Origin of the sequence: Shimia haliotis (assembly GCF_900114415.1) — a bacterium.
Classification (GTDB): domain Bacteria; phylum Pseudomonadota; class Alphaproteobacteria; order Rhodobacterales; family Rhodobacteraceae; genus Shimia; species Shimia haliotis.
Genome location: NZ_FOSZ01000013.1, coordinates 1 through 20,529 on the forward strand (window position 1 = coordinate 1; position 20,529 = coordinate 20,529).

The 20,529-nt window shown below is 55.9% G+C and carries 17 protein-coding genes and 1 pseudogene; 11 read left to right on the plus strand and 7 right to left on the minus strand.

Translation table 11 applies throughout. From position 1 onward, the window contains the following. Window positions 1-123: 123 nt before the first annotated feature. From BM069_RS18915 to BM069_RS18950, 8 genes are all read left to right on the plus strand, one after another. Window positions 124-1,806 carry an alkaline phosphatase family protein gene (locus BM069_RS18915; RefSeq protein ID WP_093326048.1) on the plus strand — a complete coding sequence of 561 codons (1,683 nt, stop codon included), beginning with the start codon at window positions 124-126 and terminating at the stop codon, window positions 1,804-1,806. 16 nt (window positions 1,807-1,822) lie between these two features. Continuing rightward, the gene (locus BM069_RS18920; protein ID WP_093326050.1) at window positions 1,823-2,791 is read left to right on the plus strand and encodes an AAA family ATPase; all 969 of its coding nucleotides are present in this window, start codon (window positions 1,823-1,825) and stop codon (window positions 2,789-2,791) included. An 8-nt stretch (window positions 2,792-2,799) separates the two neighbouring features. Further along, window positions 2,800-3,774, plus strand: coding sequence for a DUF58 domain-containing protein (locus BM069_RS18925; RefSeq protein WP_093326051.1), 975 nt, complete (start codon window positions 2,800-2,802; stop codon window positions 3,772-3,774). Next, entirely contained in the window at window positions 3,771-4,232 is a 462-nt protein-coding gene (locus BM069_RS18930) for a DUF4381 domain-containing protein (protein WP_093326053.1), read from the plus strand. The genes BM069_RS18925 and BM069_RS18930 overlap by 4 nt, the downstream gene beginning before the upstream one ends. 228 nt (window positions 4,233-4,460) lie before the next feature. Continuing rightward, complete coding sequence (locus BM069_RS18935) at window positions 4,461-5,219, plus strand: VWA domain-containing protein (RefSeq protein ID WP_244503668.1); 759 nt, start codon at window positions 4,461-4,463, stop codon at window positions 5,217-5,219. Continuing rightward, the gene (locus BM069_RS18940; protein ID WP_093326056.1) at window positions 5,216-6,697 is read left to right on the plus strand and encodes a VWA domain-containing protein; all 1,482 of its coding nucleotides are present in this window, start codon (window positions 5,216-5,218) and stop codon (window positions 6,695-6,697) included. The genes BM069_RS18935 and BM069_RS18940 overlap by 4 nt, the downstream gene beginning before the upstream one ends. Before the next feature lie 2 nt (window positions 6,698-6,699). After that, window positions 6,700-7,932 carry a BatD family protein gene (locus BM069_RS18945; RefSeq protein ID WP_093326057.1) on the plus strand — a complete coding sequence of 411 codons (1,233 nt, stop codon included), beginning with the start codon at window positions 6,700-6,702 and terminating at the stop codon, window positions 7,930-7,932. A 14-nt stretch (window positions 7,933-7,946) separates the two neighbouring features. Continuing rightward, on the plus strand, window positions 7,947-9,824 hold the full coding sequence (locus BM069_RS18950; RefSeq protein WP_244503669.1) for a multiheme c-type cytochrome: 1,878 nt from the start codon (window positions 7,947-7,949) through the stop codon (window positions 9,822-9,824). Window positions 9,825-9,982: 158 nt separating this feature from the next. Here the strand turns inward: BM069_RS18950 and BM069_RS18955 are convergent, their stop codons facing one another. The 7 genes and pseudogenes from BM069_RS18955 to BM069_RS18985 form a co-directional block, all read right to left on the minus strand. Next, window positions 9,983-10,672 (minus strand): ABC transporter ATP-binding protein, encoded by a 690-nt coding sequence (locus tag BM069_RS18955; RefSeq protein ID WP_093326059.1) that lies wholly within the window; start codon window positions 10,670-10,672, stop codon window positions 9,983-9,985. Beyond that, on the minus strand, window positions 10,669-11,424 hold the full coding sequence (locus BM069_RS18960) for an ABC transporter ATP-binding protein (protein WP_093326060.1): 756 nt from the start codon (window positions 11,422-11,424) through the stop codon (window positions 10,669-10,671). The genes BM069_RS18955 and BM069_RS18960 overlap by 4 nt, the downstream gene beginning before the upstream one ends. Continuing rightward, on the minus strand, window positions 11,417-12,400 hold the full coding sequence (locus tag BM069_RS18965) for a branched-chain amino acid ABC transporter permease (RefSeq protein ID WP_093326062.1): 984 nt from the start codon (window positions 12,398-12,400) through the stop codon (window positions 11,417-11,419). Before BM069_RS18965 ends, BM069_RS18960 begins: the two co-directional genes overlap by 8 nt. A 1-nt stretch (window position 12,401) precedes the next feature. Then, window positions 12,402-13,319 (minus strand): branched-chain amino acid ABC transporter permease, encoded by a 918-nt coding sequence (locus tag BM069_RS18970; protein ID WP_093326063.1) that lies wholly within the window; start codon window positions 13,317-13,319, stop codon window positions 12,402-12,404. 61 nt (window positions 13,320-13,380) lie between these two features. Beyond that, a complete protein-coding gene (locus tag BM069_RS18975; protein WP_093326065.1) occupies window positions 13,381-14,517 on the minus strand; it encodes an ABC transporter substrate-binding protein in 1,137 nt (378 codons plus the stop codon). 594 nt (window positions 14,518-15,111) lie between these two features. Then, a complete protein-coding gene (locus BM069_RS18980) occupies window positions 15,112-16,608 on the minus strand; it encodes an aldehyde dehydrogenase (NADP(+)) (RefSeq protein ID WP_093326066.1) in 1,497 nt (498 codons plus the stop codon). A 72-nt stretch (window positions 16,609-16,680) separates the two neighbouring features. Further along, window positions 16,681-17,286 (minus strand): annotated as a pseudogene (locus tag BM069_RS18985) (SDR family NAD(P)-dependent oxidoreductase); the annotation flags it as partial. A gap of 83 nt (window positions 17,287-17,369) precedes the next feature. Here BM069_RS18985 and BM069_RS18990 point away from each other — a divergent pair. From BM069_RS18990 to BM069_RS19000, 3 genes are all read left to right on the plus strand, one after another. Beyond that, window positions 17,370-18,230, plus strand: coding sequence for an amidohydrolase family protein (locus BM069_RS18990; protein WP_093326069.1), 861 nt, complete (start codon window positions 17,370-17,372; stop codon window positions 18,228-18,230). A gap of 102 nt (window positions 18,231-18,332) precedes the next feature. After that, window positions 18,333-19,061, plus strand: coding sequence for a FadR/GntR family transcriptional regulator (locus BM069_RS18995; protein WP_093326070.1), 729 nt, complete (start codon window positions 18,333-18,335; stop codon window positions 19,059-19,061). Next, the gene (locus BM069_RS19000) at window positions 19,051-19,977 is read left to right on the plus strand and encodes a sugar kinase (RefSeq protein ID WP_244503670.1); all 927 of its coding nucleotides are present in this window, start codon (window positions 19,051-19,053) and stop codon (window positions 19,975-19,977) included. Before BM069_RS18995 ends, BM069_RS19000 begins: the two co-directional genes overlap by 11 nt. Window positions 19,978-20,529: the final 552 nt, after the last annotated feature.

Genomic DNA, 20,529 nt, shown 5'->3' on the forward strand with positions numbered 1-20,529 from the left:
AGCTTCTCCCTCGAGCAGGTCATGGACAAAATGACCAACACCGTGGGCGACTGATACCTGCAAAAAACTTCGCGACCCCAAAAAAGGGGTCGCGACCACAACCTTCCGAAAATTGGTGTGAGTATGTATAAGCCGTTTTTGGCCGCCCTTGGCTGTGTCATCGCGTTTACTGGCAATTCAGCGGCCGCTGAAAACGCCCCCCGTCTTGTCCTCCAAATCACCGTCGACCAGTTGCGCGGCGATCTCATGGATCGCTTCAGCTCCGGCTTTGGCGACGACGGGTTCAATCGTCTGCGGTCCGCCGGAGTGAGCTATGTGAACGCCCATCACCGCCATGCCAACAACGAAACTGTTGTTGGCCACACGACGCTCTCAACCGGGGCAGATCCTGCAATTCACGGGATGGTGGCGAACTTGTGGTTTGACCGCGCAACAAACGCGCAATTCTACAACGTGCAGGACGCGGATTTTCCTCTCGTGGGCGCGGTCGGCATTGACGGTGCCAACGAAATTGACCCCACTCAGCGCGCGGCGACCACAGACGGACGCTCTCCCCGCAATATTCAAGTCACAACAATCGCCGATGAAATTAAGATGTTCGAGGGAGACCAAGCCAAGATTTTTGGTGTTTCCGTCAAGGATCGCGGCGCAATCGCTATGGCGGGACACAGCGGTCAAGCCTATTGGTTTTCCAAGTCCGAAGGCCGATTTGTCACCTCGACCTTCTATCGAAACGACTATCCGGACTGGGTTTCGGAATGGAACAACAGCGGCAAAGTCGATGCCTATGCCAACAGTTGGTGGACCCTGCGCGACGAGCGCGAGACCTATCTGTTTGGCGAACACGATGACCAGCCTTGGGAAACCGACTTTCCGGGGTACGGACGGGTTTTCCCGCATGATTTCGGCCCCGCAGATGGAACCTATTACTCCACTTTGCTAACGCTCAGCCCTGCTGGGGATGCCCTCACCGCCGATTTTGCAAAAACGCTGATCGCTGCGGAAAGCATCGGTCAGGATGATGTGACAGACTACCTTGCGGTCAGCTTCAGCTCCACCGATTACGTCGGACACCTCTTTGGCCCTTCTTCTCTGGAGGCAGAAGACAACCTGCGTCGCCTTGACGACACCCTCGCCGACTTTCTTGCTTATGTGGACGAAACCGTCGGACTGGATCAAACACTTGTCGTGCTCTCCGCAGATCACGGCGCGCCGGATCATCCGGCCTATCTGGCAGAGCACGGAATCGTTGCAGACACGTTTGATTTCGAAAGGACAGATACGCTGCCAGGGACCGTTCGCCTACGGGCGAAACTCGGCAACTCTCGGGGATTGGTGCGGAACTTTTCCAACCCGTATGTTTACCTAGATCGCCTGTCTATCGCCGCAGAAGGGTTGGATCTGGCGGCGGTCGCGGACGAGTTGTCCAAAGAACTTGCCTCCCTTCCAGGCGTGGCCCGCGCCATTCCAAGCTGGCGCCTGCGGACCGATAAACTGGATAACGACTACGTCACCAAAGCCATTCGGGCCAACTTCCACGCCGAGCGCTCTGGTGACATCTATATCGTCTTTGAACCGCATTGGTTTATCGCCGACTTTGATGGTCTGACCGTTGCCAGCGCGCATGGCTCACCTTGGTCCTATGATACTCATGTTCCCATTGTCATCGCCGGCCCGGGTGTCGATCCGAGCCGTGTGACCCGTCGCGTTGAAACCGTAGACGTGGCCGCAACCATTGCCACCTACCTCGGCACAAAACTGCCCTCGGGCGCCCATGGCGAACCGTTGGCTGAAGTCACCCGTTGAACTCAAGGAGCCTCCGATGTCAGCATTGGATCAGGTAAATCAACTACGCGAGCGCATGGGCCAAAGTATCATTGGGCAGCGCGATGTCATCGACCGCCTGCTCATTGGCCTGCTAGCCAACGGCAACCTGCTAATCGAAGGATTGCCGGGTCTTGCCAAGACGCGTGCCGTAAAGGCGATGGCAAAAAATCTTGAATGCGATTTCAGCCGCATTCAATTCACCCCTGACCTGCTTCCGGCAGACGTGACCGGCACAGACATCTATCTGCAAACGCCGGAAGGGTCGGAATTCAAATTTCAGCCGGGACCGATTTTCGCAAACGTCGTTCTTGCTGACGAGATAAACCGCGCGCCGGCAAAAGTTCAGTCCGCCTTGCTGGAGGCGATGGAAGAACGACAGGTCACGGTCGCAGGCACCACGCACAAGATGCCGCCGCTTTTCATTGTTATGGCGACGCAGAACCCTGTCGAACAGGAAGGCACCTATCCGTTGCCTGAGGCACAGATGGACCGGTTCTTGATGCACGTCGTCATCACGCACCCGCCTCTGGAGGACGAGGTGAAAGTCATTCGGTTGGTGCGCGGAGAAGACAATTCAAGCACCACCGGCGAAACCGAAGAAGCCATCCCGCAATCGGCAATTTTTGAGGCCCGACGCGAGATCGGCAATATCCATACCTCAGATGCGATCGACATTTATATGGCGACACTCGTGCAAGCGACCCGCACCCCTGATGATTTCTCGGACGACCTGAAGCGCTGGATCGAGATTGGCGCAAGCCCGCGCGCGTCTCTCGCGTTAGACAAATGCGCACGCACGCACGCGTGGATGAATGGGCGCGACTATGTTGATCCCGAAGACATCCGCGCAGTCGCTCCTGACGTATTGCGACACCGCCTCGCTCTTACCTACGAAGCGCAGGGCGAAGGAACATCACCCGACGATGTCGTGCGCGAAATCCTCAGCCAAGTAGCCATCGCCTAAGGTGTGTCATGCGGGATTTGAACGCAAAAATCCGGACCGGCCTTGTCTCTCCTCTCGAAACTGGAGCCGAAGATCCGCGTGTTCAGGTCACGCTTGACCGGCTGCGCGCGCTCGAAGGGCGCGCGCGCGCCTTGAACTTTCTACCCAAGCAACCGGTGCGCTCGGCCCTGAATGGTCGTCACACATCGCGCATCCGTGGGCGCGGGCTCGATTTCGAAGAACTGAGGGATTATTTGCCCTCTGACGATGTGCGCTCGATCGACTGGAAAGTCACCGCCCGCACCGGCTCACCCCATGTTCGCGTCTTCACCGAAGAGCGCGACCGCCCCACCCTCATCGTGCTGGATCAACGAATGTCGATGTTTTTTGGCACGGTCCTGAACATGAAATCCGTCACCGCTGCAGAATGTGCTGCCCTGACTGCGTTTCGGGTTCTCGATCAAGGCGACCAGATCGGTGGCATTGTATTCGGCGACAGCCATATCGCCGAATTTCGCCCCAAACGCAGCCGCCAAACGTTGATGCAGTTTCTCACCGCGATCTCACGCGCAAATTCTCTTTTGCACGCAGAGGCACCGAACGACGCACCGATGGCCATCAACGATATTCTGCGCTCCATTCAGAAAATCGCGCCGCGCAATCACCTGATTATCTTTATCTCGGATTTTGACGAGGTGGATGAAACCACGCGCCTTCTCTTGTCCGGAATGTCGCGTCGCAATGACATTGTGTTGGGGCTTGTCACCGACCCATCGGCGCATGATCTGCCAAAAGGCGCTCCGCTTGTCGCCACCGACGGCACACTACAAGCAGAATTTGATCTTTCTGACACCATTCAAAGAGGCCGCCTACTCGATTTTTCGCGAGGCCGAGTGCAACGAATCCTCGATTGGCAGACCAAAATGCGCCTGTCGGTGCTGCCCTTGACGACTGCTGAGCCCACCCTGGAGCAGATGCAGCGCCTCATGGGGATTGCGCCATGAGCGAAACACTCACTCCACCACGCCCCACAAACCTGCCTGACCTCCTGGCGAAAATGCAAGAAGTTGGAGACCCGCAACCTGTCAACATGGCGCCCGAAACTTGGGGCTGGGCAGCTCTGGCCGCGATTGCAGCGCTGTTGCTGTTGATTGCGGGGTACCGTTTTTTTCAGCACCGTCGCGCAAATGCTTATCGTCGCGAAGCGCTGCGCGCCCTCGAAAAAGCCGGGGATGACCCAAGCGCCGTTTCCGACATCCTCAAGCGGGCGGCTTTGGCCGCATATCCCCGCAAAAATGTAGCAAACCTGTACGGCGCTGCATGGCGCGAAGCCCTTGAAACCACAGGCGCTGGCCACATCGACCCGCAATTTGAAACCGCCGGTTATTCCCGCAACCCACCCAAATCCATACCGGGCCTCAATGCGACGGCACGTCATTGGGTCCGGCACCACAAAAGGTAGGTCGGGCTGATGTACACACTCAATACCCCTTGGGTACTAATTCTATTGCCACTGCCACTTTTGATTTATTGGCTTGTCCCACCATACCGGCAACGTTCAGATGCTTTGCGCCTTCCGTTTTTCCGCAGTTTGGCCAGGGCCACCGGCAGTGAAATTCGCCAAGGTGCAACGGTTCTGGCACGCCCGCGCATCCACATGGGGGCAGCCATCGCTATTTGGTGCTTGACTGTGTTGGCTCTGGCAACGCCGGTACGACTGGGCGATCCGCAGGAAATCACCCGCGCCAAAAGGGACGTTGTTTTGGCAATCGATATTTCCGGCTCAATGGATGCGCGCGATTTCCCAGGTCCCGACAAGACCCGCATTCAACGGCTAGAGGCCGTTCGCGGCGTTGTTGCAGGATTTGTCGAACGCCGTCAGGGCGACCGGATGGCTCTGATTGTCTTTGGCTCGCAAGCCTTTGTCCAGGCCCCCCTCACCGAAGATCTGGACACGGTCTTAGCCCTTCTCGAACAAACTGAGGTCGGCATGGCGGGCCCACACACTGCCTTGGGTGACGCTCTTGGCTTGGCAATCCGCACGTTTGAAGCCTCAGATATCGATCAGCGGCTTTTGATCCTGCTTTCTGACGGCAACGACACCGCGAGCCGCATGAGCCCGATCAACGCAGCCGATATTGCTGCGCAAAAATCGGTCGAGATTTACGCCATAGGCGTCGGCGACCCTGACGCTACAGGAGAAGACCGCCTTGATCAGACCGTTCTTGCAGACATTGCAAAACGAACTGGTGGGCAAGATTTTTTCGCCGGCGACACTGAAAGCCTCGAAGAAATCTATACCCGCATCGACGACCTGGTGCCGCGCGAAACTGAAACCCTTTCTTGGCGTCCGCGGCAGGATTTGAGTTACCTCTGCCTCGGATTGGCAGTAAGCTTGGGTCTTTTGGTCATGGCACATGGCGTATTTCGGCGGAGGATCACCGCATGAGTTCTCTGGCAGCTTTTCACTTTCTGCGCCCTTGGATCTTACTCGCGTTGGTGCCGCTGGCGGCCATGTGGTGGTTTATCCGCACGCGGCATACCGGCAGTTCAACCGCATCCGGCCCTATTGCACCTCATCTCGCCAAAGCACTTTCCGTCGGACAGAACCGCCGCTTTCGACTGCTTCCAATTGACCTGAGTAGCGGGCTGCTGGCTTTGTTGATCCTCGGGACCTCGGGCCCTACATGGTCCGTCGAACCATCTCCATTCACTGCGCAAACCGCGCCTCTGGCGGTGGTTCTTCAAGTGACGCCGTCAATGGATAATCCGGACATTGCGCCTTCTCGTCTTGAAAGAGCAAAACACAAAATCCTCGATCTTGCCGAACTCCGGTCCGGCGCACGAACTGCGCTTATTGCATTCTCAGGCACCGCGCACTCCGTGTTGCCAATGACCGAAGACGCCAAAGTCCTGCGCCCGTATCTCGAAGGTTTGGAGCCTTCCATCATGCCGCGAGAAGGGTTTGACCTCAACGCTGCTGAGGCTCTGGCAAACGATATTCTCGCCCGCGAAGACACTCCCGGCGGCATTCTATATGTATTAGATGCACTCCCCGCTGCTGAGGCATCGAGCTTGTCGCTAATCAACTCCACGGCCTTTTTGTTTGCGTCAAAAATCGCACCTAACACGCCTAAGGGCACACAGAGCCTCATCGTTAGCGCCGACGACAGTGACATCAGACAAATAGAACGCACGCTTGCATCTGCCTACCGCCAGGCCTTGACAGAAGAAGGCAGTCAACCTTGGAAAGACCGGGGCAATTGGCTGGCTTGGCCCGCGGCTCTGTTGCTTTTGCTTTGGTTCCGGCGCGGCACCTCAATGCGCTGGGCCGTCATTGCCGGCTTTGCGTTGATGTTTCAGGGGGCGCCAGCCCAAGCTGGGTGGCGGGACTGGTTTTTTACGCCGGACCAACAAGGCTGGCTGCTCTATCAACATAAAGATTACTCCGAAGCGGCCGAAACCTTTGCCGATCCGTACCTGCGTGGAATCGCGTTGTACAAGAGCGGCCAGTACGAGACCGCCGCAGAGCTACTTGCGAGGATTGACAGCGCGGACGCCGCTTTTGCCGCTGGAATGGCGCACCTAAAATCGCGAAAATACCGCGACAGCGTGCAGAGTTTTGAACGCGCTCTCGAGATTGATCCGACACACCCAGGCGCCAACGCAAACTTGCCCGTGTCGCGTGAAATCGTGGCCTTCATCGAAGAACTACGAGCCACTTCAGACACTGGAGAAGAAGCAGGCATTGGCGCCGACGACGTGGTTTATGACAACGAATCCGGGCGCGGTCAGGACACCACTGTTTCGAAGCAACCAACAGAACAATCCGCCCCGCTGAGCGCTGAGCAATGGATGAATACCGTTGACACCCGCACCGGGGATTTCTTGCGCCAACGCTTCCTTCTGGAAACCGCTAGGAGGTAGGAATGAGATTTCTTCTAACGCTGATTTTTGTTTGTTTCGCCAGCTTTGCCGCCGCACAAGAACCCTTGATCGAAGTCGACCTGCAAAGCGATGAAACCCTGCCCGGACAGGCGGTAACGCTCCGCGTGACTGTTTTGGTGCCTACCTGGATGGCCCGCCCGCCGGAGTGGCCAAGCTACGATTCAACCGGCCTGTTTGTTCGTTTGCCAGAACGAAGCACCTCACCCACGAGCCGGACGATTGATGGTCAAACCTGGTCCGGTATTTCCCGCCGCTATCTGATTGCTCCGATGGCTCCCGGATCCTACGATCTGCCGCAATCATCGGTGCGTGTGGCCTATGCCGATCCGGGCGGTGAAGACATCATCCTTGATTTGCCTGTGCCTGCCGTGAATCTGATTGGGCTTGCGCCACCTGGTACCGAGAATTTGTCTCCATTTATCGCAGCAAACTCTTTGACTCTGGAGCAATCCGTTGAAGGATCGACCGAGTCACTTGCCCCCGGAGACAGCTTCTCTCGAACCGTTTCTGCCTCTGTCTCGGGCCTCGCGCCATTTTTGCTGACCGCGCTGACACCAGAGCACGATATCGTCGGCCTGCGAGCCTACCCTGCCACACCTGAAATTTCTGAAACCGACGACCGCGGCCAACTGTCCGGCACCCGCACTGAAACTACTACTTATATTGCGGAAGGTGCCGTAGACGCATCCCTGCCGCCGATCTCGGTGCGGTGGTACAATATCCAAAGCGGTGAGATAGAAACCGCAGAAATCGCCGGAGTGCAGGTATCCGCCTCCGGACCATCCCCTGCAATCATCCCCTCGTCGCAAAACCTGCTGGAGTTGGCCGGCTTGCTGGCAATTTTGTTGCTGATCGGACTCGTTATTCTAAGATTTGTGATCCGTAGGCGGAGCAGCGTGCCTAAGCTGACCGAACGTGACGTACGTAAACGGCTGCTCCGCGCAATATCCGCACGACGCCTCGGGGAGACCCGTCAAGCATTGGATCTGTGGCTGACACTCAAGCCTTTGAATCAACCAACCAAAGCGTCCATCACAGAACATCTCTTTGCTTTGGGTCGTGCGCAGCACGGTCCTGACGGAATTTCAAAGGAATCCTCGCATTGGAATGCGCTTCAGTCCATCATCCGTCGATCCACATCCCCTTTTCGCCACTCGGGCCTCACCCGCGCGCGCGCTCCAGCGCTTCCGCCATTGAACCCCCCGTCAGCTTGATCAAGGTCATACCATTGCTTCGCTACATCATTTGCCTCCTGTTTCTCGCGGTTCCGGCAACCGCACAAATTCCTGCCTATGTCGGTAGCCAGACCTGCGAATCCTGCCATCAGGACGCGTATGACGCATGGGCTACTTCCCACCACGGAGAAGCTTGGCGGCTACCAGGGCCAGATATGTTGCAAGGCGCATTTGAAGGCGAGGAGTTCACCCACGACGGCATGACCGCGCGGTTCTTCCGAGATGGCGACGACTATGTTGTCGACGTCACGGAAAAAGACGGAACTCAAACCGCCTACACGGTGCACTCCGTTGGCGGTACGCATCCGCTTGAGCACTTGATTTTCGAAACCGAACCCGGGCGCCTCCAAAGCTTTGATGTGGCTTGGGACGTGGACAAAAAAAACTGGTTCCACTTGTATCCCGAACAGGATCTGCCACCAGACGACGGATATCACTGGAGTGGCCCTTACAAAAATTGGAACGCCCGCTGTGCGGAATGCCACGCCACAGAGTTTGAAAAAAACTATGACTTTCAGACCCGCAGCTATACCTCTGTGCAATCCGAAATTGGTGTAGGATGCGAAGCATGCCATGGGCCAGGTGAGGCCCACCTCCGTCAACAAGAAGGCGAAATGCCGACTTATACCATTCCTCTGGACCAGTACGGGTTTTCCGCTGCCCTTACCGACCCTCAGGAAGTCATGGAACAATGTGCAACCTGTCACTCTCGGCGCGAGGCATTTGGAAACGGGAACCCGCTTCCCGGCACCAGTTTCCACGACGCATACAGCCTCGCGCTCCTGCGCCCTGGCTTGTACGAACCAGACGGTCACATCCTGGACGAAGTGTACGTTTATGGCTCATTTCGACAGTCCAAAATGCACGAGGAAGGCGTAACCTGCGTCAATTGCCACGACAGCCACAGCGCCCAGTTGTTGCTTGATGAAACGGAAACCTGCACGCAATGCCATTCCACTGTGGGCAACGGAGATTTTCCGACTTTGAAACTGGCCGACTACGACAGCGCCGAGCACCACTTCCATGAAGAAGGCAGCGAGGGAGCAAGGTGCGTCAGCTGTCACATGCCTCAGCGCCGGTATATGGGCAATGACGACCGCCGCGATCACAGCTTTCGCATCCCTCGTCCAGATCTGTTCGCGCAAACCAGCGGGCCTGATGCCTGCACGGACTGCCACAGCGAAGAAACACCGGCCTGGGCCGCGGAAGTCATTACCCAATGGCACCCTGGCGCAAGTGACCGAGATCCAGGCTACGCGCTGGACCTTGCCAATGCCCGCAATCAACCGCAGCCGCTGCCTGAAATGCTAGATCATCCGGGTCTTGTTCAGGCAACCATCCTGTGGCTGTTTGACGGCACCGAGGATGTTTCTGCGGAAACGTTGGCCCCTTACCTGACAAGCAGCGATCCGGTCGTGCGCTCGGGCGCGATGCATGCGGCACGGCACTTGCCGCTACCCGATGCGATTGATGCTCTGTCCACCGGCATGCAGGATCCGCGTAGAAATGTCCGTGTCTCAGCAGCCCGCGCCTTCCTTCAGTTGGTGCCGCGGTCCGGCAGGTTTCTTAACCAATCCGACATTCGGCTTGCCTACAGCGAAGTAGGCGAGATGTTCTCGAACCAAATGGATTTCCCCGAAGCCCATTTGCAAATGGGCGGGCTTGCCCTGTTTTCGCGCAACCTGCGAGCTGCAGTACAATCTTTCCGCGAAGTGGTCACGCTGGATCCACAAAACTCGCCCGCGTGGGTTGTTCTGGTACGGATCGCTTACGCATCTGAGGGGGAAGATGCGGCCAAATCAGTCCTAGAAGAGGCATTTGGGCACATCCCTGATGATCCCACTCTCCAAGACCTGGCAAGCCAGCTCTAGCTGACAAAGGAGCCTCTCCGATGCGGCGCGACCTGGCTATCAGACAACACTCAATCGGGGGGAGGGCTCGACATTGCTCGGGACCACCGCGTCTCATAAATCGAGATCATTGTAAACGTTGACGGGACAAGCGCTCGCCGATGGCCCAAGACCTTTGGCTAAACACCCAGGTATCTGTCGGTGACATCAGGGCTGAGTGTTGCAAACGCTCCAGACCAAACCGTCGTTCCTTTTTCAAGAATGACGCCTTTGTCTGCGATACCGGCAAGCTCCTTCAGAGATTTGTCCACGACTATGATGGCCAGTCCTGTTTTGGCCTTCAATTGCGCGAGCGCCGCCCAAATTTCCTGCCGCACTACCGGCGCAAGACCTTCGGTGGCTTCATCCAGCACCAAAAGTCTGGGATTGGTCATTAAGGCGCGACCAATTGCCAGCATTTGCTGCTCCCCGCCAGACAAGGTGCCAGCCTCCTGCGTGCGCCGCTCTGCCAACCGAGGAAATAGCCGCGCAACTGCAGCAAAATCCCATTCGCCTGCCCGCGCAGCGGCAATCAGGTTTTCATGCACCGTAAGATCCGCGAAACACCGCCGCCCTTCCGGAACCAATCCGATCCCCATGCGTGCGACCTTGTGTGAGGGCAAACGCGCAATATCCTCGCCCCTAAACTGCACGCTGCCTCCACGGTTTTTCAAAAGACGGCAAATGACCTTGATCGTTGTCGATTTCCCCATCCCATTTCGCCCCATCAGCGCAAGGACTTCGCCATCCTCGACTTCAAGATGCACATCAAACAGCGCTTGCGACGCGCCATAAAACGCGGACACATCCGACAGTTTTAACAGGCTCATGCTGCGCCCTCCTCGCCCAAATAGGCGTTGCGCACGTCCGAATTGGTTCGGATGTCGTCGACTGTGCCTGTGGCAATGATCTCTCCGTACACGAGCACACTCACACGATCCGCGAGGGAGAAAACCGCATCCATGTCGTGTTCAATCAACAGAATTGGCGCCTGGTGACGCAAAGTGTCAAGAAACCCGATCAGTTGCTGCGACCCCTCCGCGCCTAATCCGGCCATCGGTTCATCCATAAGAAACGCTTTGGGATCCAGCGTCAGTGCAACAGCGACTTCCAACTGGCGACGTTGTCCATGAGACAAATCCGATGCCCTGAAGTTGCGAAAGTCCTCCAGCCCAACCTTGGTCAAGGCAGCGTCTGCCGTCTCCAGCAATTCGGCGTCTTTCATCACATTGTTGAAAAACCAAAAAACATTGCCGCGGTGGCCCAATGCACCAAGCACCACATTCTGCAGGACAGTGTACTCCATCGCCAACGACGAGATCTGAAAGGTACGCCCCATGCCAAGTCGCGCCCTCGCCGCTGTCGACAACTTGCTGACGTCCTTCCCGTCAAAATGTACACTTCCTTCGTCGGGCTGAAGCCCACCAGCGATCTGTTTGATTAAGGTAGACTTCCCTGCCCCATTCGGCCCGATCAGAGCGTGAATTTCACCCTGTCGCAGGTCCAGACTGATGGCTTTGCTTGCAACCAGCCCGCCGAACCTCTTGGTTAATCCCCGGGTTTCCAGAATGGAATCAATCATGCGCGACCTCCCGACCGGCAAGCAGCCCATAAAGACCACCACGCGCAAACAACACGACTCCCAGCAAAATTGCGCCCAGATAGATGTGCCAATACTCGCTCAGGCCGCCAAGGCTGTGCTCAAGAAGAATAAACAATGCAGCCCCAGCCACTGGTCCGAACACACGGCCGACCCCTCCAAGGATAACGAACACCATGATCTCTCCGGATGTGTGCCAACTCAACATAGTTGGGCTCACAAAACGGTTCAGGTCAGCAAAAAGAGCACCAGCCAAACCAGTGATGGCACCGGATATGGTAAAAGCAATCAAGTACAGCCGGTAAGGCCCCTGCCCAACGGCCTGCACCCGTTCCTCGTTCTGTTTCGCCGCGCGCAGCATCAGACCAAATGACGAGCGCGCAGCGCAATGCACGCCAATCAACACAATGAGCAAAAGCACATAGCAAATTGCAAAGAACTGGATTGGGTCCATCGTGTTCAAACCCGGGAACGTATTTCGAACATAGATCGACAGACCATCCTCGCCACCATAGGTCGACCAGGAGATGGTGAAGTAATAAAGCATCTGACCAAATGCGAGAGTGATCATGATGAAATAGACCCCGGTCGTGCGCAGGCTCAAAGCCCCAATGGCCAGAGCAGCCAAGCCGCTAACGACAACGGCAACCGGCCAGACAATCAACATTGATTTGGTGCCCTCAACCGCAAACGGCCATTCCATTAAGGGCGTATATGTCTGGGCGTGGTATGCCAGAATGCCCATGACATAGCCGCCTATTCCGAAGAAGACCGCATGTCCAAGGCTCACCAACCCGCCAAAGCCCAAAGCGAAATTCAAGCCGATGCCGGCGATTGCAAAAATCACTGCACGCGTTGTGAGCGTGATGATGAACGGCTCATCAGAGACCCAAGCAATCAACGGCACTGCCAGCAGAAGACACAACAAAACGGCGTTCAAAAGAGTTTCTTTTGTCATGTCACGCCCCTCCAAAGAGGCCCTTGGGCCGGACAAGTAAAACGCCAGCCATAAGTATATAGATGGACATCGATGCCAATGACGACCCGACCGAAGTCGCCGCCGATGGCGTCATCACAAGCCCAAAAATCTGCGGCAACAGAAACCGTCCCAATGTGTCGGTCAACCCAACCAGAACAGCACCTATTAACGCGCCTTTGATAGATCCGATTCCACCGATCACAATGACAACAAAAGCCAGGATCAACACAGGCTCCCCCATGCCGACCTGAACCGACTGTATGGCCCCAATCAGCGCACCGGCAAACCCCGCCAACGCGGCACCTAGCGCAAAAATCAGCGTATAGAGCAGCGAAATATCCACCCCGAGGGCCCCGATCATCTCCCGATCGTTTTCACCCGCCCGAATTCGTATGCCGATCCGCGTCCGCATGATCATCCAAAACAGTCCTGCGGCGACCAACAATCCGATCCCAATCAGCGATAAGCGGTATTTTGAATATTCTATCCCGAACGGCAAAGTTACCGTACCGGCCAGATACTCGGGCCGGTCCAAAAACAATGGAAACGACCCGAATGCCCATCGTGTCCCTTCGGAAAAAATCAGTATAAGAGCAAACGTCGCCAAAACCTGATCCAAATGGTCTCGGTCATAAAGCCGCCGAATAACCAGCACTTCGATCAAAACGCCGGCAAATGCCGCCGCCACAAGACTTGCCACCAACGCCAGCACAAACGACCCAGTTGCCGCCGCCACGGCAGCAGCTGCAAAGGCCCCCACCATGTAAAGAGACCCATGTGCGAGGTTGATCAGGCCCATAACCCCAAAAATCAGGGTCAGACCCGCCGCCATAAGAAACAACATCACCCCGAACTGTAGCCCATTCAGAGTCTGCTCGATGAGAAGGATCCAGGACATTGTTCCCCCGCCTGTTCGGTGTGCCCCGCCCCACCGTCCATGGGTGGGCGGGGCGCGTCAGTTACATCTTGCAGTCAGCCGCATAAGCGTCGCTGTGGTTTTTCAAGCCCACCGAAACGATCTTGTTGGTGAACACATCGCCTTCCTGCACCACCTCACGAACATAGATGTCCTGGATCGGGTGGTTGTTGGGCCCGAAAGCAAAGTCTCCGCGTGTGCTGTCAAACTCGGCAGCCTGAAGCGCGGAGCGGAAGGCGTCCTGATCCGCCACATCCGCTTTACCCATTGCCGAAATCAGCAGGTTCGCGGTGTCAAAGCCCTGACTTGCATAAAGCGACGGCAGACGACCGTATTTGGCTTCAAAGCTCTCCACAAATGCCGTGTTGGTGGCGTTGTCGATATCCTTAGACCACTGAGAGGTGTTTTTGACGCCCAGTGCGGCCGCGCCTACAGCCTGCAAAATGCCCTGGTCAAAGCTAAACGCCGGCCCGACCACTGGCAGATCGACACCGCTATCCGCATATTGCTTCAAAAAGGAAATTCCCATCCCGCCGGGCAGGAAGAAATAAACGCTATCCGCACCGGAGGCACGGATTTGTGCGATCTCGCTGGCGTAGTCCGTCTGGCCGAGCTTGGTATAAATCTCGCCAGCCAACTCTCCTTCATAAAAGCGCTTGTATCCCGTCAATGCGTCTTTGCCCGCCGGATAGTTCGGCGCAAGAATGAACGAGTTCTTTAGATCCGCAGAATTCGCATAAGCACCCGCAGCTTCATGCAGATTGTCATTCTGCCACGCCACATTGAAGTAATTCTCGTGACAACCTTTGCCCGCCAAAGGCGATGGGCCTGCATTGGGAGACAGATAGAATTTCCCCTGTGCCACAGAGGCGGGCACAACAGCCATAGCAAGGTTGGACCAGATGATCCCCGTCAATACATCCACCTTTTCCGACTGAATCATTTTGTCGGCAAGTTGAACGGCCACATCAGGCTTGCGTTGATCGTCCTCGATCACGACTTCCAGATCGCTCCGGCCAGATTGTTCCACAGCCAACATAAAGCCGTCACGCACATCAATACCCAGTCCGGCGCCCCCGCCCGAAAGCGTAGTGATCATACCGACCTTTAGCCCCTCAGCCTGCGCACCTGCCGCAAAAAGCGCGGCACTGGCTGCCAATGCAAATTTGTGTAATCCCATTATTTCCTCCTTTTGGCCCCACGTCCGGCCGGTGCGACCTTTCATGGCTTTGCGAACGGCCCATTCCAAGTTGCAGACCGCTTTGCGTAATAACACCCCGACGTCTTGCGCATCGTGGGCACAGAATGTGAACAAACTACCGAAGCGCTTTGCTTACATCATTGTTGTATATGACAGATTTCCCCGAAACATAATGATGTATCCTATCCGCAAGCGGCTAGGGCAAGTGCAGATCAATCCGGAATTTGCGTCTTCCACACCGCCGGCGTCAAAAAATGCACGTTCAATCCCCAATCGGGACGGAAAATTTGAACTGCACGGCGGTCCCAATGCGCGATGTCCGAAAGGGCGAGAGGGCGAATTCATCTCGGATAGGGAATATTGCGGTGCCGTAAGCCCAATTCGAGCAACGGCACAACTGTTTGATCCGCCTTCGGCGAATTGCAGATGCAAACAATGGTCCAAATCGGTTTCTCAAAAAGAGTTGGAACGTTTCATGGCAGCGTGCCAAGAAGCCACCAAGCCCACCACCAATCAGTGTCCTTTGGCCACACGCCTGACAACCAGCTCGCAATGTCCACGGCATCGGTGCCTTTAGGCAATAAAGTCCTGAAGGTTTTGGTAACTAACCAATCGTAACCAACGCTGGATAGCCATCGTACCTACCGACGTCGCCCCGAAAGTCGTTGAAGCAGGATAGGGTCCGCCGTGCATCATGGCATCACAGACTTCGACACCTGTCGGAAAGCCATTCGCCAGAAGTCGGCCGGCCTTTCGCTCCAGAATTGGGAGAAGCGCCTTGGTTTCTGCACTATCCTCGACGTCACAAAGAACAGTGCAAGTCAGCTGCCCCTCAAGCCCTAGCGCGACCTCCTGCAATTGCGTCATGTTTTTGACGCGAACAACGATTCCGAGAGGACCAAACACTTCTTCCGTTAGGGCGTCGTTGCTTAACCAGTTTTCGCCAGTGGTGGCAAAAACACTGGGTGTGACGGATCGATCGTCACTTTCTTTCGCTGCCAGCAATTCTCTGACCCCATCCACACCGGCGACAATTGAGCGCCCTTTGGCATACGCAGAGGCAATGTCTTTAGTCAGCATGGTTTGTGAACCATGATCTTTCAGGGCATCGATTACTGTCGCCTCGAACGAATCGACCTCTGGACCGTCAATCAGAACTACGACTCCCGGATTGGTGCAAAACTGACCTGCTCCCATCGTCAATGAGGCTGCCCAGCCTTTCGCGATTTCGGGTCCGCGCGCGGCAACAGCGGCGGGCATCAGAAACATCGGATTGATCGATCCAAGCTCTCCTAAAAATGGGATAGGTTCGCTACGCTGTGCGCACAGGTCGAACAGCGCACGCCCGCCCCGGAAAGACCCCGTGAATCCAACAGCCTTGATCAGCGGATGCTGCACCAACGCCTGCCCAACATCGAAGTCACCGCCCTGGATCAAGGAGAAAACCCCAGGATGCAGCTCGCAAGACTTTACCGCCGCATGAACCGCTTCGGCGATGATTTCGCCTGTACCTGGGTGGGAAGAATGCCCGCGCACGACAACTGGGCACCCCGCAGCAAATGCCGATGCTGTGTCGCCGCCGGCAGTTGAGAAAGCCAGAGGGAAGTTTGAAGCGCCGAATACAGCCACCGGACCTACAGGGCGTTTGGTAAGCTGAATGTCAGGTCGCGGCAAAGGTGTGCGATCAGGCAACGCCCGATCGTGTTGCCGATCTAGGTAAGCACCGTCCAGAATGTGTGAAGCGAACAGACGAAGTTGACCAACAGTGCGCCCGCGCTCCCCTTGTAGTCGCCCCTCCGGCAACCCGGTTTCGGAGCTGCCTATCGCGGTTATGTCATCTGCACGCGCTTCGATTTCATCCGCAATAGCATTCAAGAATCGGGCGCGATCGTCTTGACTGCTGTAACCAAATGACCAAAAGGCGTCTTCAGCGGCTGTCACGGCTTGATCGACCAACGCGACCGTTCCAACTGAAAATGAACTTGCGGCCCCCTGCACCGGATCGGACAAAAATTGCGTATCTGTGCCGATCCATTCACCTGCAATCAGGTGCTTACCATGCGGTTCCATCCGATCTTCCTTGCGCGCTTAAATTGTCGCTCGCCCCTCGGCGTTACCTTGTCCAAAGGGGCAAGCGAATTGTTATGAGAACAGCATTCCGCCGTTGATATCTACGTTGGCTCCAGTGATGAATGCAGCCTCATCCGACGCGAGGAAAACCGCCAACTTAGCAACATCTTCGGACGTGCCTTCGCGCTTGAGCGGCGTGATACCAGCGACATGTTTTCTCACCTCAGGCTTGGTGAAAATGTTGTGGAAGTCCGTATCGATCATGCCCGGGCACAGCGAATTGACCCGAATTTTCGGACCCAACTCCTTGGCCAGACCACGTGTCAAAGTCATGAGCGCCCCTTTTGATGCGCCATAAGCAGAAGCTCCCGAGCCACCCCCATCACGACCTGCCTGTGAAGCGAGACCTACAATAGAGGAGCCTTCCGACATGTGCGGCAGGCATTCACGCACAGCCAGCACAAAAGAAGTCAGATTCACATCCATTACGGCGCGCAAATGATCCAGCGTCATCTCTGCCATCGGTACGCGGGCAAGAATGCCACCAGTTACGTGAAGCAGCATGTCGACTCCGCCAAAGGTTTCGACGGTCTTTGCAACCAAGGCTGCAACATCATCCTCGCTAGTCATATCGCCTTGCATTGCGAAGGCCCGGCCACCAGCTGCCGTGATTTCTGCCGCCGCACTAGTCTTGGCATCTCAATAAACCGGGAAACTCTTGCCAAATATGGCACCACTTAACGACCCGCCGGAGGCCACAAATGTTCAGGACCCTTACCGGCCGACCGCCCCAGACCGCATTGCCAGCCCTCGCCACCGATTGCCATATCCACCTGTTTGACAGCTCAAAGTTTCAATCCCAGCCTAACGGACCCGCCGCGCCCGAGGATGCGTTGATTGCGCACTACGAATCTGTCCAGTCATGGCTTGGGCTTGAGAGAGTCGTGATCGTGCAAGGCAACGCCTACCAAATGGACAATCGCTGCATTCTAGAAGGACTCGACCATTTTGGTGAAGCTGCGCGCGGCATAGCTGCGGTCAACACGGACATCAGCGACAAAGAACTGGATGAAATGACCTCTCGCGGAGTTCGAGGAGCACGGATTATGGACATTCAGCAAGGCGCCGTTGGAATGGACGATCTGCTTGCGATCAACGCCTGTGTTCATTCTTTTGGTTGGTCGCTTATTGTGCAGTTCGACGGCCGGGAACTTCTGAATCATATTCGCACGCTGGAGCAAGTCCAGGGAAACTATGTCATCGACCATACGGGAAAGTTTCTAAAACCCGTGGCGCCGGACAGCGCCGAATTTCAGGCGCTCTTGCGCCTGATAGATCGAGGAAATTGCTACGTTAAATTGTCAGGATGCTATGAAACCTCGATAATTGGACCGCCTGGCTACGACGATCTGGCCGCGCTGTCCAAACACCTGATCAAGCACGCGCCAGACAGGATCATTTGGGGGACCAACTGGCCCCACAACATGGCGACATCACGGGCTACGTACCCTGACGACGTTCATTTACTGGATCTGGTCATGGATTGGGCTGGATCAAGCGAAAACATCCAGAAAATTTTCGTGTCCAACCCCGCGCGCCTTTATGGGTTTAGCCCGCCCTAACCAACCGCGACTATCTGTTTTGCCACTTGCCGGTTTTAGTCAACCTGTATTATAGGTATATAGGTATGCAATCTATGGCTTTGCGTAGCCGAGAGGATCACTATGGTCGACGACTTCGAAGCGCTAGATCGCCGCCCGCTCTATGCGCGTGTGGCTGATGGCATTTTGAAAATGGTCTCTGACCAAGGATTACGACCAGGTGACGAACTTCCATCCGAAGCGGACCTATGCTCTCGCGCGGACGTCAGCCGGGTCGTTGTACGCGGCGCCTTAGCGCATCTTGCCGGAGCAGGTCACATCATGATTTCGAACGGCCGCAAGGCGCAGGTCAAGGAGATCAATCCCGACGTGCTGACGAACACTTTCAGCCATGGATTGGCGACATCGCAGTTCTCGGTGAGCAAAGTGTTGGAGGTACGTCAAGGCATCGAAACCAGCACCGCTGCCCTGGCGGCCGAAAACAGGACCGAAGCACAAGCGGACCAACTGATTTCGTTATGCGACCAAATGGAAAGGGAGGTGGGTGCCCCCCAAGCGTTTGCAGATCTGGATTATCGGTTCCACCTTGCCATCGCTGAGGCAACCGGAAATCCGCTTTATGTCTACATTGTCAAACCACTCCGTGAAATCATCAAACATTCGATAACCGTCGGGCGCCTGGCACAGTCATCAGATGCGGACCAGACACGGATTCTCAGGGATCACCGGGCCATTCAATCTGCAATTTTCCGAGGAGATTCAAAGGCCGCAGCCGAAGCCATGCAAGCCCATTTTTCTGCTGCGGGGCTTGCCTTGTCTCATCATCAACAGGACCAAAATAATGACCCGTGAAACCCCTATTGCACTGGACGTTCTTTGCTTTGGCGAGCCGATGTTCGAATTCTCGTGGATAGAAACCAATACCATTCGTCCCGGCATTGGCGGAGATGTCTCCAACACGGCAGTGGCCGCCAATCGTGCTGGCGCCAAAGCCGGTATACTTACGCATCTGGGAAGAGACGGTTTCGGGGATCACATCTTGCAGCTCTATGCTGATGAAGGAATTGATGCATCGCGCGTCAAGAGGACCGATACTGCGCCGACCGGTTTGTATTTCATAGAATATGGTCAGGATGGGCACCGGTTTTCCTATCGTCGCGCCGGATCGGCCGCAAGCCACATCACCCCCTCCGACCTGTCTCAGGATATGTTTGAGAACGTCGGGGTCCTTCACCTGAGCGGCATCACGCAGGCGATTTCGGAAACATCCTGCGCCGCCTCAATCCGTGCGGCCGAACTGGCCCGCGCGGCGGGCGCGCGTGTGGCGTTTGACACCAATTTGCGCCTCAACCTGTGGTCCGCAGACGACGCCCTCGGCGCGCTGGAAAAAATTCTACCGCTTGTCGATGTTGTCTTTCCAAGCATCGAAGACGCAGAAGCTTTATTCGGCATCGATGATGCTGGCAAAATCTGCAGTTGGTTTTTGGAAAGAGGCGTCGAGATGGTTGTCCTTACCCTCGGAGAGCACGGCGCGATTGTTGCGGACGCAAGCGACCAGAAATTTATAAGAGCCTTCCCGGCCAATCTACGAGACGCCACCGGTGCCGGCGATACGTTTGACGGCGCCTTCCTTGCAGAATTCGCACGATCCTCGGACCCGCATCAGGCAGCAAGATTTGCATGCGCCGCTGCTTCACTCTCGGTGGAAACCGTGGGAGCCGTTGCATCTATTCCCAGACAAGATGCCATCTTGAAACGCCTTCAATGAGTCACCCCATCGTGAAACAAAGCCATTCGAAGCACAGGAAGAAATTCGCATGATCTGTTCAGTGGGATCGATCATGCCGGTCATTTTTTAGGCGATTCAAACAGAGCGTCACCCTTACCCAAAGCACAGTTTTCAGGTAGTTTTCCTACGCTCAAGGCAACGCAATCCTCTCCCGCTGCGCCGGATTTAATCGTAGCCTAGTCAGATGTTCCCATCGGGATCATCGACGCAGATCATTCCCTTGCGCTTCAAAGTGTGCGCAATGCCAAGGTGGTGGGCCCAAACTGCAAAGTTCCTCACGGCGCAGCAAATACGCAGATTGAGGTTTATCCAGCAAGAAACGCAGCTTTTGCGGGACACCGTAGCCGCAAGCGAGCCCCCGCGCCAACGACGACAAGCAAACGATTGCTAGCCGCAAACTCCAAATTTGGCTCACTGACAGTCATGGTTTCAGAAGCTTGACGAACTGCCGGCGGTTGGTGCAAATCGACAAAAAGGACAGGTGCGTTCGAACCGACCACTGAGGGAACAACTGTCCATTCCAGGAAGTCG

What these genes read in the sequence shown, in the direction of transcription:
- BM069_RS18990 (WP_093326069.1), top strand. Translation starts at nt 17,370, where the DNA reads ATGTTCAGGACCCTTACCGGCCGACCGCCCCAGACCGCATTGCCAGCC.
- BM069_RS18955 (WP_093326059.1), bottom strand. Translation starts at nt 10,672, where the DNA reads ATGAGCCTGTTAAAACTGTCGGATGTGTCCGCGTTTTATGGCGCGTCG.
- BM069_RS18960 (WP_093326060.1), bottom strand. Translation starts at nt 11,424, where the DNA reads ATGATTGATTCCATTCTGGAAACCCGGGGATTAACCAAGAGGTTCGGC.
- BM069_RS18945 (WP_093326057.1), top strand. Translation starts at nt 6,700, where the DNA reads ATGAGATTTCTTCTAACGCTGATTTTTGTTTGTTTCGCCAGCTTTGCC.
- BM069_RS19000 (WP_244503670.1), top strand. Translation starts at nt 19,051, where the DNA reads ATGACCCGTGAAACCCCTATTGCACTGGACGTTCTTTGCTTTGGCGAG.
- BM069_RS18970 (WP_093326063.1), bottom strand. Translation starts at nt 13,319, where the DNA reads ATGTCCTGGATCCTTCTCATCGAGCAGACTCTGAATGGGCTACAGTTC.
- BM069_RS18930 (WP_093326053.1), top strand. Translation starts at nt 3,771, where the DNA reads ATGAGCGAAACACTCACTCCACCACGCCCCACAAACCTGCCTGACCTC.
- BM069_RS18940 (WP_093326056.1), top strand. Translation starts at nt 5,216, where the DNA reads ATGAGTTCTCTGGCAGCTTTTCACTTTCTGCGCCCTTGGATCTTACTC.
- BM069_RS18995 (WP_093326070.1), top strand. Translation starts at nt 18,333, where the DNA reads ATGGTCGACGACTTCGAAGCGCTAGATCGCCGCCCGCTCTATGCGCGT.
- BM069_RS18980 (WP_093326066.1), bottom strand. Translation starts at nt 16,608, where the DNA reads ATGGAACCGCATGGTAAGCACCTGATTGCAGGTGAATGGATCGGCACA.
- BM069_RS18925 (WP_093326051.1), top strand. Translation starts at nt 2,800, where the DNA reads ATGCGGGATTTGAACGCAAAAATCCGGACCGGCCTTGTCTCTCCTCTC.
- BM069_RS18975 (WP_093326065.1), bottom strand. Translation starts at nt 14,517, where the DNA reads ATGGGATTACACAAATTTGCATTGGCAGCCAGTGCCGCGCTTTTTGCG.
- BM069_RS18920 (WP_093326050.1), top strand. Translation starts at nt 1,823, where the DNA reads ATGTCAGCATTGGATCAGGTAAATCAACTACGCGAGCGCATGGGCCAA.
- BM069_RS18915 (WP_093326048.1), top strand. Translation starts at nt 124, where the DNA reads ATGTATAAGCCGTTTTTGGCCGCCCTTGGCTGTGTCATCGCGTTTACT.
- BM069_RS18965 (WP_093326062.1), bottom strand. Translation starts at nt 12,400, where the DNA reads ATGACAAAAGAAACTCTTTTGAACGCCGTTTTGTTGTGTCTTCTGCTG.